The 16,051-nt window shown below is 72.7% G+C and carries 14 protein-coding genes and 1 pseudogene; 8 read left to right on the forward strand and 7 right to left on the reverse strand.

The window, feature by feature from the left end:
- Positions 1 to 5: 5 nt before the first annotated feature.
- Complete coding sequence (locus KV381_RS02835) at positions 6 to 683, reverse strand: pyridoxamine 5'-phosphate oxidase family protein (protein WP_218784383.1); 678 nt, start codon at positions 681 to 683, stop codon at positions 6 to 8.
- 125 nt (positions 684 to 808) lie between these two features.
- Complete coding sequence (locus KV381_RS02840) at positions 809 to 2,185, reverse strand: MFS transporter (protein ID WP_218784384.1); 1,377 nt, start codon at positions 2,183 to 2,185, stop codon at positions 809 to 811.
- 114 nt (positions 2,186 to 2,299) lie between these two features.
- Between KV381_RS02840 and KV381_RS02845 the strand changes: the two genes are divergently transcribed.
- A complete protein-coding gene (locus KV381_RS02845) occupies positions 2,300 to 2,989 on the forward strand; it encodes a TetR/AcrR family transcriptional regulator (RefSeq protein WP_218784385.1) in 690 nt (229 codons plus the stop codon).
- Here the strand turns inward: KV381_RS02845 and KV381_RS02850 are convergent.
- The 4 genes from KV381_RS02850 to KV381_RS02865 are packed head-to-tail and all read right to left on the reverse strand — an operon-like array spanning position 2,976 to position 7,879.
- Positions 2,976 to 4,145 (reverse strand): XdhC/CoxI family protein, encoded by a 1,170-nt coding sequence (locus KV381_RS02850; RefSeq protein WP_218784386.1) that lies wholly within the window; start codon positions 4,143 to 4,145, stop codon positions 2,976 to 2,978. The genes KV381_RS02845 and KV381_RS02850 overlap by 14 nt on opposite strands.
- On the reverse strand, positions 4,138 to 6,285 hold the full coding sequence (locus KV381_RS02855; protein ID WP_218784387.1) for a xanthine dehydrogenase family protein molybdopterin-binding subunit: 2,148 nt from the start codon (positions 6,283 to 6,285) through the stop codon (positions 4,138 to 4,140). The genes KV381_RS02850 and KV381_RS02855 overlap by 8 nt, the downstream gene beginning before the upstream one ends.
- Positions 6,282 to 7,274 (reverse strand): xanthine dehydrogenase family protein subunit M, encoded by a 993-nt coding sequence (locus KV381_RS02860; RefSeq protein WP_218784388.1) that lies wholly within the window; start codon positions 7,272 to 7,274, stop codon positions 6,282 to 6,284. The genes KV381_RS02855 and KV381_RS02860 overlap by 4 nt, the downstream gene beginning before the upstream one ends.
- Positions 7,271 to 7,879 carry a (2Fe-2S)-binding protein gene (locus KV381_RS02865; protein WP_218784389.1) on the reverse strand — a complete coding sequence of 203 codons (609 nt, stop codon included), beginning with the start codon at positions 7,877 to 7,879 and terminating at the stop codon, positions 7,271 to 7,273. Before KV381_RS02865 ends, KV381_RS02860 begins: the two co-directional genes overlap by 4 nt.
- 156 nt (positions 7,880 to 8,035) lie before the next feature.
- Here KV381_RS02865 and KV381_RS02870 point away from each other — a divergent pair, with 156 nt between their 5' ends.
- Positions 8,036 to 8,638, forward strand: a complete 603-nt coding sequence (locus KV381_RS02870; protein ID WP_256995007.1) for a TetR/AcrR family transcriptional regulator — start codon at positions 8,036 to 8,038, stop codon at positions 8,636 to 8,638.
- A 104-nt stretch (positions 8,639 to 8,742) separates the two neighbouring features.
- A complete protein-coding gene (locus tag KV381_RS02875) occupies positions 8,743 to 9,843 on the forward strand; it encodes a hypothetical protein (protein WP_086777724.1) in 1,101 nt (366 codons plus the stop codon).
- Between the two features lie 23 nt (positions 9,844 to 9,866).
- Here KV381_RS02875 and KV381_RS02880 read toward each other — a convergent pair whose 3' ends face one another.
- Positions 9,867 to 11,396: an aromatic amino acid ammonia-lyase gene (locus KV381_RS02880; RefSeq protein ID WP_218784391.1), complete on the reverse strand. Its 1,530-nt coding sequence runs from the start codon at positions 11,394 to 11,396 to the stop codon at positions 9,867 to 9,869.
- A 127-nt stretch (positions 11,397 to 11,523) separates the two neighbouring features.
- On the opposite strand from KV381_RS02880, the gene KV381_RS02885 reads away from it, so the two are divergent.
- From KV381_RS02885 to KV381_RS02905, 5 genes and pseudogenes are all read left to right on the forward strand, one after another.
- Entirely contained in the window at positions 11,524 to 12,597 is a 1,074-nt protein-coding gene (locus KV381_RS02885; RefSeq protein ID WP_030629283.1) for an ABC transporter ATP-binding protein, read from the forward strand.
- Complete coding sequence (locus KV381_RS02890; protein ID WP_030082999.1) at positions 12,594 to 13,244, forward strand: ABC transporter permease; 651 nt, start codon at positions 12,594 to 12,596, stop codon at positions 13,242 to 13,244. The genes KV381_RS02885 and KV381_RS02890 overlap by 4 nt, the downstream gene beginning before the upstream one ends.
- Positions 13,245 to 13,248: 4 nt before the next feature.
- Positions 13,249 to 13,926, forward strand: a complete 678-nt coding sequence (locus KV381_RS02895) for an ABC transporter permease (protein WP_030082997.1) — start codon at positions 13,249 to 13,251, stop codon at positions 13,924 to 13,926.
- Positions 13,927 to 13,934: 8 nt separating this feature from the next.
- Positions 13,935 to 14,867 (forward strand): ABC transporter substrate-binding protein, encoded by a 933-nt coding sequence (locus KV381_RS02900; protein WP_030082995.1) that lies wholly within the window; start codon positions 13,935 to 13,937, stop codon positions 14,865 to 14,867.
- Between the two features lie 69 nt (positions 14,868 to 14,936).
- Positions 14,937 to 16,051 (forward strand): annotated as a pseudogene (locus tag KV381_RS02905) (cytosine permease).

Below are 16,051 nucleotides of genomic sequence, written 5' to 3' on the forward strand. Positions count from 1 at the left end.
GCGGTTCAGCCGTCGTCGCCCGGAGCGTCCGGCACGATGATCTTCCGTCCGGTGATCCGCCGCGGCGCGAGCGTCATGACGTGTTCGCGCTCCTCCCCCGCCCACGGTGTCGCGTACGCCGCCTCTCTGAGCCGGCGCGCCGCCTCCTCGTCCGTCACGGCCCGCACGGGTCCGACCAGGAGCACGCTCCACCCCTTGCTGAAGGCGTCGTCGATGTGGTCGGCCTCGAAGGCGATCTCGGTGTCGGCGGCGGTGGCGAGCGGTGAGCCCTCGCCGGTGCTGAACATGACCTCGCCGTCGAGCACCTGGTAGTTCACCGGCAGCACGACCGGACCGTCGCCGTGGGTCAGGGCCACCCGCCCCACGCCGTGGTCGCCGAGCAGCGTCCAGCACATCGACTCATCCAGTTCGACCATCCGGGCCCTGCGGGCGCCTCGGCCGATGCCCGGCGGCAGGTCGGCGGTGCCGCCCCACAGTTCCTGGACCGTGGTCTCCAGCGCGTCGGCCAGCCGGAGCAGGAAGCCGATGCCGGGCGTGGCCGGCTGCTCCTCCACGTACTCGATGTAGCCGGGCGCGGCGCCCGCCCGCAGAGCCACGTCCTGCCGGGACAGACCGAGCTGCAGGCGGCGGGCCGCGATGCGCCGGCCCAGGTCCCCTCTCGCCGGATGCGGTGATGAGGGCATCGCGGGCTCCTTACTCGTCGGGTCGCTCGTGGGCGCGGTCGTACGGCTGTCGTACGGCCGCCACACGGCTCACGCTAGCCAGGGCCGGGAGGAGCCGCAGCCCGGAACGGAACCGCCGCCGTCCGTCACCCGCCGGGGTCGGGGCGCGGCACCCGGCGCGGGTCGATGAGCGTGAGGGTGGTGAGTACGGCGACGGCCGCGAGCGCCGCTGACACGCCCAGTACGGCCCGGGCCCCTTCGGTGACCGCCTCGGCGCCGTGGCCGCCGTGGAGGGCGAAGGCGGCGCCGAGGGAAGCGAGGGTGGAGACGGTCCCGGCGACCATGCCGACGCGTTCGGGAGCCGTGACGCGTACGGCGACGGCCATGACCGGGGCGCCGGCGATCCCGCCACCCGCTCCCCAGGCGAGCAGCGGCAGGAGGAGCGCCCACCACGGGGTGTCGGGGGTGATCAGCAACGCCAGGGCGGCGAAGCCGATGCCCTTGAGCGCGTAACCGGCACCGATCACCGGGCCGGGCGCCCGGTCGCCGATCAGCTTGGAGCCGACCATGCCCATGACGATCTGGGCGAGGAAGATCGGGGTCATCAGCAGGCCCGCCCGGGTCGGGCTCAGGCCGAGGCCGTCGGAGAAGTACAGCACGAGGTAGACGGATCCCCCGATGGTCAGGACGCGGGAGAGGAGGACGGCCAGCATCGCGCCGGAGAACGCGGGCCGGCCGAACATCCGCAGCTCCAGCGTCGGCGCGGGCACCCGGAGCCGGACGAGCAGGAAGGCCATGAGCGCCAGGCAGGCGGTGAGCAGCACCGCGGTGTCCTGCCGGGACCAGGGCGTATCACCGGGGCGGAGCATCAGCAGCGTCGCCGTGCCGAGGCCGAGCATCAGCAGCAGGCTGCCGAGCCAGTCCGTCCGGCCCGCTCCCCCGGTCCCCGGAGTACGGGGCAGTACGCGTACGGCCAGCAGCCAGGCGGCCGCGCCGAGCGGCAGGTTGACCGCGAAGACCGCACGCCAGCCGAAGGTCTCGGCCAGGACCCCGCCGAAGACCGGGGCGAGCAGGCCCGCCGCGGTCGCGAACGAGCCCCAGGCGCCGATGGCGAGGTTCCGTTCCTCGCCGGAATAGCGGTCGGAGAGCAGCGGGATGCCGTTCACCATGATCGCGGCGGCTCCGGCACCCTGGGCCACGCGGGCGATGTCGAGCAGGAGCAGATCCGGTGCCACGGTCGCGCCCAGTGAGGCAAGGGTGAACACGGCGATCCCGGCGAGGAACAGGGTCCGTCGGCCCCACCGGTCCGACAGGCTTCCGACGACCTGGGTGAGCGCGCCCATGGCGACCATGTACGTCACCACCACGGACTCCGCCGAGGCTCCGTCCCCCACGTCGGCGCTGATCAGCGGGAGGCCGATGGCCACGATCGTCAGGTCCACGACCACCAGGCCGGTGGACGCCATCACGAGCACCAGGACCCCGCTCAGCGGCGGAAAGCGGCGGTACTTCTGAGCCGGCATACGGGAATCGACCTCCGGGCGTCGAGGCGGCGTTGGGGTACGGAGGGCAACCCTGGCTCCATCCATCCTTAAAGTCAACATGTGTGAAGTTCAAGCGGCCCGTACGCTGTCGCCATGCCCGCCACCCCTCGCCGCCGCCCCGCAACCCGCAAGGGCCGCCCGGTCCTCACCCGCGAGATCATCGCCGCCAAGGCGCTGGAAATGGCCGGTACCCAGGGGTTCCCGGCCCTCACGATGCGCGCGCTGGCCGCCGAACTGGACGTGACCGTCAGGGCGTTGTACAACTACGTCGAAGATCGCGCGGAGGTCGTCGGCCTGGCCGTCGACCTCATGCTGAGCTCCTGGAACCCGCCCGCGCCCGACCCGGCGGACTGGGAGACCTCCGTCGCCGACTACGCCCGTTCTCTGCGCGCCCTGTACCGCCGGTGGCCCCGGGCTCTGCTGGTCTCCCTGGACGAGGACACCCCGCCGGCCTCGGTGCATCCGAACCGCCTGCTCCACCTGGACCGGTTCCTCGGCCTGCTGCGGGAGGCCGGGCTGGACCTCCCGGCGGCGCTCGCGGCGCACCGTCAGCTGTCCCTGCTCGTCCTGTCCTTCGTCCTCGTGGTCGACGGGCCCGCCGACCGGGCCGGGGACGACCGGACCACGATCGTCCCCGGCCACTGGTTCTCGGCACACGCCGATCTCGACCTTCCGACGCTCCGGGAGGCCGCCGCGCTGTCGCTACCCGGCGCGGACGAGCAGTTCGAGGAGGTCGTCGGGGCCGTCGTCGCCAAGATCCGCGACGGACTCAGCGCGAACTGACGGCCGACGGCTCCCGGTGAGCATCCCGGCGGCTCTCCCCGTGCGGCTCGCGGTGGATGGGGTCCGCGCCGCCGGTCAGCGGCGCGCCCGTGCCGCCGCGCCGGGCCGCGACGATCTCCGCCGCGATGGACAGGGCCGTCTCCTCGGGCGTACGGGCTCCGAGGTCCAGGCCGATGGGGGAACGCAGGCGGTCCAGTTCGTCCGCGCCCAGGCCCGCCTCGCGCAGCCGCCGCGTCCGGTCCTCGTGGGTCCGGCGCGACCCCATCGCCCCGACGAACGCGGCGGGCATCCGCAACGCCTCCACCAGCAGCGGCACATCGAACCGGGCCTCGTGGGTGAGCACGCAGAGCACGGTGCGCGCGTCGGTCGGGGTGCGCCGCAGATAGCGGTGCGGCCAGTCGACGACGACCTCGTCCGCCTCGGGGAAGCGGGCCCGGGTGGCGAAGACGGGCCGGGCGTCGCACACCGTCACATGGTGGCCCAGGAACTTCCCGGCCCGTGCCAGCGCCGCGGCGAAGTCGACCGCGCCGAAGACGATCATGCGGGGCGGCGGCACGCTGCTCTCGACGAGCAGGGTGAGTCCGCCGGGGCAGTGCGATCCGTCCTCGGCGAGGTCCACGGTGCCGGTCCGGCCCGCGTCGAGCAGGGCCGAGGCCTCGGCCGCCGCCGTACGGTCCAGCTCCGGGTGGCCCCCGAGCCCGCCCTGCCGGCTGCCGTCTGCGCGAACCAGCAGGGACCGCCCCAGGAGTTCGTCCGGGCCGCGCACCACCCGGGCGAGGGCGGCCGCCTCGCCGGTGACCGCGGCGGTCAGCGCGGCCCGCAGCACCTCCCGTTCCGGTGAGTCGGCGCGGACCGGCGTGATCATGATGTCGATCACCCCGCCGCAGGTCAGCCCGACGGCGAAGGCGTCCTCGTCGCTGTAGCCGAACTGTTCGCGCACGGTCGCGCCGTCCTGGAGGGCCCGCTCGCACAGTTCGTAGACCGCGCCCTCCACACAACCGCCGGAGACCGAGCCGATCGCGGTGCCCTCGCTGTCGACGGCGAGGGCGGCGCCGGGCCCGCGCGGCGCGCTGCCGCCGACGGAGACGACCGTGCCGACGGCGAACTCCCGGCCCTCCGCCATCCATCGGTGCAGCTCGCCGGCGATGTCAAGCATCCACGGCTCCCCCGCCCGCGCGGGCCGCCGCGAGGATCCGGTCGGGGCGGATCGGCAGGTCGCGGTGGCGTACGCCGGTGGCGTGCCAGACCGCGTTGGCCACGGCCGCCGCCGCGCCCACGATGCCGATCTCCCCGACGCCCTTGATGCCGACCGGGTCGTCCGGGTCGTGGTCGTCCACCCAGTCCACCTCGATGTCCGGGACGTCGGCGTGCGTGGCCACGTGGTAGCCGGCGAGATCGGGGGCGTAGTGGCCGCCGGTGTTCCGGTCGCGGACGGCCTCCTCGTGCAGGGCCATGGAGATGCCCCAGGTCATGCCGCCGACGAGCTGGTTGCGGGCGGTGAGCGGGTTGACGATCCGGCCCGCCGCGAAGATGCCCAGCATCCGCCGCACCCGGACCTCGCCGGAGGCGGTGTCGACGGCGACCTCGGCGAACTGGGCCCCGAAGGAGTGCCGTTCCTTCTGTGCGAGCGCTCCGAGAGCCGCGGTGGTGTCGGACCGGACGGTGATCCCCTCCGGGGGGACGAACGCGGTCACCGCGAGCCGTTCGCGCAGTTCGGCGGCGGCCGCCGTGACCGCCCAGGCCCAGGAGCGGGTGCCCATGGAGCCGCCCGCGATCATCGCGGGGCCGAAATCGCTGTCGCCGATGCGGACCCGGACCCGTTCGGGTGTGGTCTCCAGCGCGTCGGCGGCGATCAGGGTGAGGGCGGTGCGGGCTCCGGTGCCGATGTCGGCGGCGGCGATCCGTACGGTGAAGGAGCCGTCCGCCTCCGCCGTGACCAGGGCCGTGGACGGGGCCGCGCCCGCGCCGAAGGAGGCCGCCGCCGTGCCGGTGCCCAGCAGCCAGCGCCCGTCCCGGCGGATGCCGGGGCGTGGGTCGCGGTCCGCCCAGCCGAACCTGCGGGCGCCCTCGCGGAAGCAGGCCGTGAGGTTGTTGCTGCTGAACGGGAGCCCCGAGACGGGGCCGACGGCCGGTTCGTTGCGCAGGCGCAGTTCGATCGGGTCGACGCCGCCGCGTTCGGCGAGTTCGTCGAGGGCCGCCTCGATCGCGAACGACCCCGGGGCCTCGCCCGGTGCGCGCATCCAGGTCGGGGACGGCACATCGAGCCGGACGACGTGGTTGGCGGTGCGGTGGGCGTCGGCGTCGTACAGCACCCGGGCGACGCCCGCGCTCGGCTCGACGAACTCGTACACCGTGGAGGTCTGGTTCAGCGAGCGGTGCTCCAGGGCCAGCAGCCGGCCGTCGGGGGCCGCGCCGAGCCTGACCCGCTGGGTGGTGGGGCTGCGGTAGCCGCCCAGTGAGAAGGTCTGACGCCGGGTCAGTACGACGCGTACCGGGCGCTGGAGGGCAGTGGCGGCCATCACGGCGGACACCTGGTGGGCGCGAAGGCCCTTGCTGCCGAAGCCGCCGCCGATGTGCTCGGAGCGCACCCGCACCGAGGACGCGTCGAGCGAGAACATCGTGGCCAGCTCGCCCTGGACCCAGCCGACGCCCTGGTTGGAGTCGACGACCTCCAGCCGGCCGCCCTCCCACCGGGCGGTCGCCGCGTGCGGCTCCATCATGCTGTGCTGCTCTTCGGGGGTGGTGTACCGCGCGTCCACCACGAAGGCGGAGGCGGCCAGTTGTGCGTCCAGGTCGCCCTTCTCCGTCTCGGCGGGCATGTGACCCGCCGCGGGGTAGCCGCCGGGGTGGTCGTCGACGAGCACGGTGTCGTGCGGCTCCTGGTCGTACGTCACCACGAGCGCCTCGGCCGCCTCCCGGGCCTGCTCCGGGGTCTCGGCGACGACCAGCGCGACCGGCCAGCCGGCGAACGGCACCCGGTCGTTCTGGAAGACGGCGCAGGTCGGGTCCGGCGGGGTGCCGAGCATGCCGACGTAATCGGTGTGCAGCCGGGGGGCGTTGCCGTGGTGCAGCACGGTGAGCACGCCCGGCAGGTCGAGGACCGGCGCGGTCTCCACGTCGAGGATGCGGCCCCGGGTGACGGTGGAGAGCACGAGCCAGCCGTGGGCCAGGTCGGCGAAGGGGATCTCACCGGCGTAGCGCGCGGCGCCGGTGACCTTGTCGCGGCCCTCGATACGGGTGGTGGCGACGCCGACGGATCCGCGCACCGCCGAAGGTCCCGGCGTGGTGGTCGTCATCGGGCGTTCCCCTCGGCGAGTTCGGTGAGTACGGAGACCACGAGGTTGCGCATGAGGGTCACCTTGTATCCGTTGTCGGGCAGCGGCCTGGCGGCGGCGAGTTCGGCGTCCGCGGCGGCGGCGAAGACCGCGCCGTCGGCGGGCGCGCCGGTGAGGACGGCCTCGGCGGCACGGGCGCGCCAGGGCCGGGAGGCGACGGCTCCGAGGGCGAGACGCACCTCCCGTACGCGGCCGTCCTCGATGTCGAGCGCGGCGGCGACGGAGCCGATGGCGAAGGCGTACGAGGCGCGTTCGCGGACCTTGCGGTAGCGGGAGCGGGCGGCCACGGGCGCGGCGGGCAGGCTGACGTGGGTGATCAGCGCGCCGGGCGGCAGGGCGGTCTCCCGGTGCGGGGTGTCGCCGACGGGGAGGTAGAAGTCGGTGATCGGGCTCTCGCCGGGCCCGTCCGCGCTCTCGTAGGAGACCACGGCGTCGAACGCCGTCAGGGCCACGCCCATGTCGGAGGGGTGTACGGCCACGCAGTGGCCGGAGGCTCCGAGGACGGCGTGGTTGTGGTGCTCGCCGGCGACGGCGGGGCAACCGCTGCCCGGGTTCCGCTTGTTGCAGGGCTTGCTCACGTCGGTGAAGTAGCCGCAGCGGGTGCGCTGGAGGAGATTGCCGCCGACGGTGGCCATGTTGCGCAGCTGCCCGGAGGCCCCGGCGAGCACTGCCTGGGCCAACGCCGGGTAGCGGAGGCGGACTTCGGGGTGGGCGGCGAGGTCGCTGTTGGTGACGGTCGCTCCGATGCGCAGGCCGCCGTCCGCCGTGGGTTCGATACGGTCCAGGGGGAGTTCGCGGACGTCGACGAGGCGGGCGGGGCGCTCCACGCCGCTCTTCATCAGGTCGACGAGGTTGGTGCCGCCGCCGAGGTACCGCGCGTCCGGGTCGGCGGCGAGGAGGGCGACCGCGCCGGTGACGTCGTGGGCGCGCTGATAGCCGAACTCCTTCATGCGGCGGTCTCCTCGGTGAGTGCCGTCCGGTCCTCGGCGTGGGCCTCGGCGGTGTGTTCCTGGGCGGTGTGTTCCTGGGCGGCGCGGGCGACGGCCCGGACGATCGAGACGTAGGCCCCGCAGCGGCACAGGTTGCCGCTCATCCGCTCGCGGATCTCTTCGGGTGTCAGGGGCGTCGGCCCGGCCTCGGGGCCGACGTCGTCGGTCGCGGCGCTCGGCCAGCCGGCCGCGTGCTCCTCGATGACGGCGATGGCCGAGCAGATCTGACCGGGGGTGCAGTAGCCGCACTGGTAGCCGTCGAGGTCGAGGAAGGCCTGCTGGACGGGGTGCAGGCGGTCGCCGTCGGCCACACCCTCGATGGTGGTGACCTCGCGCCCCTCGGCCGCGACCGCGAGGCTGAGGCAGGAGACGACGCGCCGGCGGTCGACCAGGACCGTACAGGCGCCGCACTGTCCCTGGTCGCAGCCCTTCTTGGTGCCGGTGAGATCGAGGCGCTCGCGCAGGGCGTCGAGCAGGGTGGTGCGGTGGTCGATGGACAGGTGGTGCTTCTCGCCGTTGATGTTCAGGGTGATCGCACTGGACGTCGACGAGGTCGCTGGGGCCATGATCAGCCTTTTCTGGTGTCAGGTGACGAGGAACCGGGCCGTCGGCCGGTGACCGGCCGCCCCGGTCGGCAGTAAGGTAGCCCTAACCGGACTACTGTCCGCTTGCCTGGAAAACGTAACGGACAGCTGTCCGGTTAACAAGGACGGGTTTCGGCCATGAACCCGCGAGGAGGATCCGTGTCCCGGTCGAACAAGGACGCCCCCCTGCGCTCGGACGCGCAGCGCAACCGTGAGCGCATCCTGCGGGTCGCCATGGTCGAGCTGACGCTGCGCGCGGACGCGCCGCTGAGCGTGATCGCCAAGAAGGCGGGCGTCGGGCAGGGCACGTTCTACCGCAACTTCCCGCACCGGGAGGCGCTCGTCCTGGAGGTCTACCGCTACGAGATGCAGCAGGTCGCCGACGCGGCGTGCGAGCTGCTGGAGACCCGGCCGCCCGAGCGGGCGCTGCGCGAGTGGATGGACCGCCTCGCCCGGTTCGCCCTGACCAAGGCCGGTCTGGCGGACGCGATCCGGCTGGTCACCAGTGCGCCCAACGGACCGGCGAGGCCCGGCCCCACCCCGATCATGGAGGCGGCCGGAGCCCTCCTCGGCGCCTGCGAGGAGATCGGCGCCATCCGCCCCGGGGTGAACCCGGACGACTTCTTCCTCGCCATCGCCGGCCTCTGGCAGATCGATCCGCACGAGGACTGGGAGCCGAGGGCCGGCCGGCTCCTGGACTTCGTCATGGACGGGCTGCGCGTGGGGGCGCCCGGCCGGTGAGCGGACCGCGCCGGGAGCTGTCGGCGGGCCGTGTGATGATGCCCCGTACGGCGCTCGGACCCGGGGAGGGGCCGGGCGCGGAAACAGGGGACGGGAGCGGCGAGTTGAGCAAGGGCGGGGCGTCCATACCGGACGAGGAGTGGGAGCGTTTCCTCCGGGAGGCCGAGGCCGGCAGCGCCGGTGCGCCCGAGGAACCGTCGGCGCGGGCCCGGATGGTGACGCGGCGGATCCAGGAGGAGCCGGGCCCGCCGGAAGGGTGGCGGACCCACACCCCGGTCAGGCGCCGGAGCGGCCGGAGCTGGTACGCGCTCGGCCTGGTGGTCGCCGTCGTCCTGCTGGTCGCGGTGGCCGTCGCCCCGGGCCGGATCATCGGCTGGTTCGACGGCGGGGACGCGGTGGACACCCCGCCCCTCGCCGCGGAGTCGGAGCGCCCGGACGGGCCGCCCGCCCAGGAGGCGGACGGGCCGCGACCCACCCCGGACGAACCGTTCGCCGGATCCCCGGCGGCGCGGTGGGCCGACGGCGCGGCGGGCATCCATCTGCCCGCGCCGCGGGCGACCGGCTGGATGAGCGAGGCGGAGGTCGGCGAGGCGCTGGCCCGGACCCGGGACTTCCTGGTCGCCTCCAGCCTGGACCCCGCCGTGCTGCGCGGCGAACGGCCCGCGAAGGCTCTGGCACTCATCAATCCGCACCAGTCGGATGTGCAGGACTACCTGAAGAAGGCGTTCCGCTCGCCCGACCGCGAGAACGACCCCCTTCTGCTCTTCAGCCGCTTCCGGTCCGCCGATGTGCGGCCGGCCGGGGACGTGGTCAAGACCCGCGGCCGGATCACCTTCCGGGAGGGCGAGAAGGGCGCGGTGGAGGTCACCACCGACGTCACCTACGTCTACCCGGTCCTGCGCGCCTCGGGGGACGACGAGGTCGCGCGCACCATCGTGCGCCGCGAGACGGTGCTGAGCTGGGACGACCCGGCGAAGATCGTGATCGAGCCGGGGACGTTCTCACTCGTCTCGTACAAGCTGGACACCACCAACGGCGGCTGCGACACCTACACCGGCTATCTGATCCCCGCGTTCCTCGCCGACCGCACCACGGCCGACGGGGGCGACGGCCCGGCGGTCGACCCGTACGACCGCAGCACGCCGATCGAGGAGCGGATGCGGGCGGGCGACGGCGAGGGCTGCGACGTCGCCACCCGCTCCTGAGGTCCCCCGGCCACGGGCCCGGGCTACGGGCCCGGTTCCCCGGCCGGGCCCGGGGCCGCCCACAGCTCGGCGAACCGGTCGAGCAGCCCGGCCGCCGCCGCCACATCGTCCGTCAGAGGCCGGTCGGCGGCCTCCGCGTCGAGCACCGAGGCCGCCAGCTCGAAGGCGCGGCCGACCGGCAGCTCCGGGTCGAGCCGCAGCTCGCGCTGGCGCAACGCCCGGACGGCCGCGACGAGTTCGCAGCCCACGACGAGCCGGAACGCCTCGCACGCCCGCAGGGTCTGACGCGCCGCCAGTGACGCGAAGCTGGCCTGCTCCTCGACGCCCCGCGAGAGCACGGCGTGACCGAGCGAGGCGGGCGCGGAGTAGGCCCGCAGATCACCGAGGGCCGCACCGGCCGCGTATTCGAGGATCATCACGCCCGAGGACGCCGGCTCGCCGTCCGCGAGGAACGGCCGCAGCCGGGTGAAGCCCGGTTCGTTGAGCGTCGAGAGGCGGGAGGTGGACAGCCGGGCCACCTGGGTCACCGCGAGCCTGAAGTGGTCCAGCGACAGAGCGAGTTGGGCGAGGTAGAAGCCGCCGTGATGGTAGGCGGCCATATCGTCCGCCGAGATCAGCGGGTTCTCGGCGGCCGCGTTGATCTCGACCGCGAGGACCTCTTCGAGCGCGTCCGCCGCGTCGTGCGCGGGCCCGTGGATCTGCGGCAGACAGCGGAAGCCGTACGGGTCCTGAATCCGACCCAGCGGCGGGGTGGGTCGGTCGGGGGCGCCGAGCAGCAGGCGCATCCGCTCCGCGACCGCGTACGAACCGGCGTGCCGCCGCGCCTCGTGGACGGGCAGCGCATAGGCCTCGTAACTGCCGTCGATCGCCATCAGGGACAGGGCCGCCACCACCTGGGTCGCCCCGATCAGGGCGCGCAGCTCCTGCAGGGCGAGGGCGGACTGGCCGAGGGTGAGGGCGTTGCTGCTGATCAGGGCGAGGGCGTCGTTGTTGTCGAGAGGCTGGGGTTCGGGGGCGGTTCCCGCGCCCTGCCAGGGGTGTTCGCCCGCCAGGGCAAGGCCCATCTGCGCGAGCGCGGCGATGTCGCCGGTGCCGACCGAGCCGAATTCGTTGACCTTCGGGTAGGCGCCGGTCTCCAGAGCCTCGCAGAGCGCGGTGACGACGGTCGGGCGCAGGCCGGCGCCACCGGCGAGGAGCTGGTTGGCGCGGACGGCGAGCATGGCGCGGACCTGACGTGCCGGCAGCTCCTCGCCGATCGCTCCGGCATGGCTGCGCAGCAGGCGCAGACCGTGGTCGGCGGCCGCCTCGGTGGGCACGGACTCATTCCGGTTCGCGCCCACGCCGGTGGAGCGGCCGTAGACGCGGCCCCACGAAGCGATCTCCCTGGCGGCGTTCCAGGAGTCCTCGACGCGCTTCAAGCCCTCGGTCGCCGGAACCGGCCTGGCGATGGATTCGGCCATGCGTACGACATCTGCGACCATCAGTCGGCGGCCGTCGAGGACGACGATCGCACTGGCGTCTTCGGCCACCCTGTCCGAGATATGAGACGACATCAGTGACAATTCCTCCTCGATCAGGCGCTACGTCTTGCCCTACGGCCACTCGTTACCAGGGATTTACGCCTGAGCGGCGACGACCTATTGACAACCTATTCAGTCACCGAGAACTCTGCATGATGATATGCAGCCGGGCAAGGGACTCCTCATGATCCAATTCGACAAGGCCCACAAGCGCTTCCCGAACGGCACGACCGCGGTGCACGACCTCACGCTCGACCTGCCGGAAGGGGGCGTGACCGTCCTCGTCGGATCTTCCGGTTGCGGCAAGACGACCACGCTCCGCATGATCAACCGGATGGTCGAGCCGACCTCCGGGACGATCAGGGTGGGCGGCAAGGACGTCCTGGAACAGGACGCCGCCGAGCTGCGCCGCTCCATCGGCTACGTCATCCAGCAGTCCGGGCTCTTCCCGCACCGGACCGTCCTGGACAACATCGCGACCGTACCGCTGCTGCTCGGCTGGGGCCGCAGAAAGGCGCGGGCACGGGCGGCGGAGCTGCTGGAGACGGTCGGCCTCGCCGCCGACGCGGGGAAGCGGTACCCGCACCAGCTCTCCGGCGGCCAGCAGCAGCGCGTCGGCGTGGCCCGCGCACTCGCCGCGGACCCGCCGGTCCTCCTGATGGACGAGCCCTTCGGCGCCGTCGACCCGGTGGTCCGCACCCAGCTGCAGGACGAACTGCTGCGCCTCCAGCGGGAGTTGAACAAGACCATCGTCTTCGTCACGCACGACATCGACGAGGCCGTACGGCTCGGGGACCGGATAGCCGTCTTCCGTACCGGCGGCCATCTCGTGCAGTGCGCCGCCCCCGCCGAACTGCTGGCCCGTCCGGCGGACGCGTTCGTCGCGGACTTCCTCGGCGCGGAGCGCGGCCTGAAGCTGCTGTCCCTGACGACGCTCGAAGAGGTCGCCCAGGGCCCCGCCCCCGAAGGCGGCCGCTGGCGGCTCGCCCTCGACTCCGCCCGCAGGCCGCTGGCCTGGCGCGACAGCGAGAGCAAGGGCGACGCCGAGATACCCGTCCGGCCGCTGCGGGACACCGACTCGCTGCTCTCCGCGCTCAACGAGTCGATCGCCGCGCCGAGCGGCCTGGTCGCCCGGGTCGACGCGGACGGCGTCCTCACCGGCGTCACCTCCCGCGAGGACATCCACGAGCGCGCGGGCCAGGTGCACAGCGCGGCGAGCACGGTGGCCGCATGAGCGTCGACTGGTCGTGGATAGCCGACCACACCGACGATCTCACCACCCTGACGCTCACCCACCTCCAGGCCGCGCTGACCGCCGTACTCCTCGGCCTGCTGATCTCGCTCCCGCTGGCCGTGCTGGCCCACCGGGTGCGCAGGCTGCGCGGGCTCCTCCTCGGCCTGTCGAACGTCCTGTTCACCATTCCGTCCATCGCCGTCTTCGTGCTCCTCCTGCCGGTCAGCGGACTCACCCGCACCACCACCGTCATCGGCCTGACGATCTACACGCTGGTCGTGCTCCTGCGGAACACCGTCGAGGGCCTGGACTCCGTCCCCACCCGGACGAAGGAGGCCGCGAAGGCGATGGGCGCCCGGCCGCTGCGCACCCTGCTCACCGTCGAACTGCCCCTCGCCCTCCCCGTGATCATGGCGGGCGTACGGATCGCGACGGTGATGGCGATCTCCCTGGTCTCCGTGGCCACGTACATCGGCGACGGCGGACTCGGACAGCTCTTCACCGACGGGTTCCAGCGCAACTTCCCCACCCCCGTCATCGTCGGCGTCGTCCTGACCCTGCTCCTCGCGATCGTCGCGGACGCCCTGCTCGTCACCCTCCAGTACGTCCTGACGCCCTGGACCCGCCGGCAGAAGCAGGGGGCCTGACCTCATGTACGAACTCCTCAAGGGCCTCGGCTCGTGGCTGGTCAGCGGTGAGCAGTGGACCGGCTCCGACGGCATCGGGCACCGCCTCGCCGAACACCTCCAGTACTCGCTGCTCGCCACCCTCGTCGCCGCCGCCATCGCCCTGCCGGTCGGTCTGCTCATCGGTCACACCGGGCGCGGCGCGTTCATCGCCATCAACCTGTCGAGCTTCGGGCGGGCGCTGCCCACGGTCGGTCTGGTGGTCCTCGTCTTCCTCGCCAGCGGTCTGTCGATGTGGCCGGTCTACATCGCCCTGGTGGCGCTGGCGGTCCCGTCCATCGTCACCAACACCTACGCCGGAATGACGGCGGTCGACCCCGAGGTGCGGGACGCGGCACGCGGCCAGGGCATGCGCCGGCACCAGGTTCTCCTCCAGGTCGAACTGCCCCTCGCGCTGCCCCTGATCATGACCGGGCTCCGGCTCGCGCTCATCCAGGTCGTCGCGACGGCGACCATCGCCGCGTACGTCTCCTTCGGCGGGCTCGGCCGGTACGTCTTCGACGGGCTGGCCCAGCGCGACCTCGTGCAGGTGCTCGGCGGCGCCGTGCTCGTGGCGGTCGTCGCCGTCGTCCTCGATCTCGCGCTCTCCGCGCTCCAGCGCGCCCTTTTCCGCCACCGCCCCGCCACGCAGGCCCAGGCCTAGGAGCCCCCATGAACCGCAGAACTCTCCTCGGCGGACTCTTCGCCGCCGCCACCGTCCCCGCGCTGGCCTCCTGCAGCAGCGGCATCACCTCCCTCGACGGAGACGGCGCCGGCGGCGGGGGCGGCGGCTCCAGCGAGGGCGGCGTCACGATCGGCACCGCCAACTTCACCGAGAACCAGGTCCTCGGCCACCTCTACGCCGCCGCCCTCGAAGCGGCCGGGGTGAAGACCCGGGTCCGCCCCAACCTGGGCACCCGCGAGATCCTCATCCCCGCGCTCAAGGGCGGCGACATCGATCTGCTGCCCGAGTACCAGGGCGCGCTGCTGCACTACCTCGACGCCGGTGCCACCGCCACGGAGGAGGGCACGATGCAGAACGCCCTCGCGATGCTGCTGCCGCGCGGCCTGCAGATCCTCCCGTACGGCGAGGCGGAGAACGCCGACGCGTTCGCCGTGACCAAGGAGACCGCCGACGCGTACGGGCTGAAGTCCCTGGCCGACCTGGCGAAGCACAACGGCAAGCTCGTCATCGGCGCTGCGCCCGAGGTCAAGAAGCGCACGGTGGGCTCGGTGGGTCTCAAGGAGGTCTACGGCGTGGAGTTCAAGGAGTTCAAGTCCCTCGACTCCTCGGGTCCGCTGGTCAAGGGAGCCCTCAGAAAGGGCGATGTGGACGTGGCGAACCTGTTCACCACCGACACCGACATCGCCGCCGAGGGCTGGGTCGTCCTCACCGACCCCAAGAACCTCATCCCCGGCCAGCACGTCGTGCCGCTCATCGCCGACCGCAAGGCCGACTCGACGGTCCGCAAGGCGCTCGCCCGCCTCGGGTCCGTCCTGACGACGAAGGACCTCACCGAGCTCAACCGCCTGGTGGACAAGGACCGCAAGGACCCCGAGGACGTCGCGAACGACTGGGCGGCCGAGCACGGCATCAGGAAGTAGCCGCCTCGGGCCGGCAGTCGCCGGCCCGGGCGGGCGGTACCACCCCACCGAGAGACCAGGAGCCGCGTCATGGCAGCCGAAGACCTGGTGGGGCGCCGCTCCATCGACGTCGTCCCGGACGGCGAACGGCACGGGACGGCGTTCAGTCAGTTCACCCTCTGGCTCGGCGGGCAATGTGCTCGGCGGCGCCGTCATGGCCCGTCACGGCCGTGATGGCGGCGGTCGGCTACCGCGTGATCCATCTCCTGGGGCGGGTGGCGAGCGTGGTCTGCGCGCTGGCCTTCGTCTATCTGGGCATCCGGCTGCTGGACCGGGTGGACCTCTCCGCACTGCTCGCCGACGCGCGCTTCGACCTGCCGATGTTCCTGCTGGCGGTGTCGCTCTCGGCGTCCTGGCAGCTCGCCTTCGGGCCGTACGTCGCGGACTACTCGCGCTATCTGCCGCGTACGACGTCGGGGCGGTCCACGTTCTGGTGGACGCTGTCGGGGTCGGCCGTCGGCTCGCAGTGGTCGATGACCTTCGGCGTGCTCGTGGCGGCGACCGCCGGGGAGGCGTTCCTGACGAACCAGGTCGGCTATGTGGTCGGCCTGGGCGGCACGGGGCTGATCGCGTCGTTCCTGTACTTCGTGATCGCGCTGGGCAAGCTGACCATCAATGTGCTGAACACCTACGGCGGCTTCATGTCGATGGTGACGAGCATCAGCGGGTTCCGGGGCCTGCGGACGCTGTCGCCGCGCGGCCGGGCCGTGTACATCGGGCTCATCATGGTGGCGGGGACAGCGCTGGCGCTGCTGGGCAAGGACAGCTTCCTGACGTCGTTCAAGGACTTCCTGCTGTTCCTGCTGACGTTCTTCACCCCGTGGTCGGCGATCAACCTGGTCGACTACTACCTGATCTCGCGGGAGCGGTACGACATTCCCGCGCTCTTCGACCCAGGGGCCCGCTACGGCGCCTGGCGCTGGGACGCCCTCACCGTCTACGGCATCGGCATCCTCGCCCAACTCCCTTTCTTGGTCACGCACTTCTACACGGGCCCGCTGGCGGATCCGCTGGGCGGCGCGGACGTCTCCTGGATCGTGGGCCTCGTGGTCCCGGCGGCCCTGTACTGGCTGCTGGCCCGCCGGGACACCCGGCACATCCCGGAGAAGACGCTCTACACCCTCGCTTCCCCGTACGAGAATTGA

Origin of the sequence: Streptomyces sp. WY228, from assembly GCF_019287315.1 — a bacterium.
Lineage (GTDB): Bacteria > Actinomycetota > Actinomycetes > Streptomycetales > Streptomycetaceae > Streptomyces > Streptomyces caviscabies.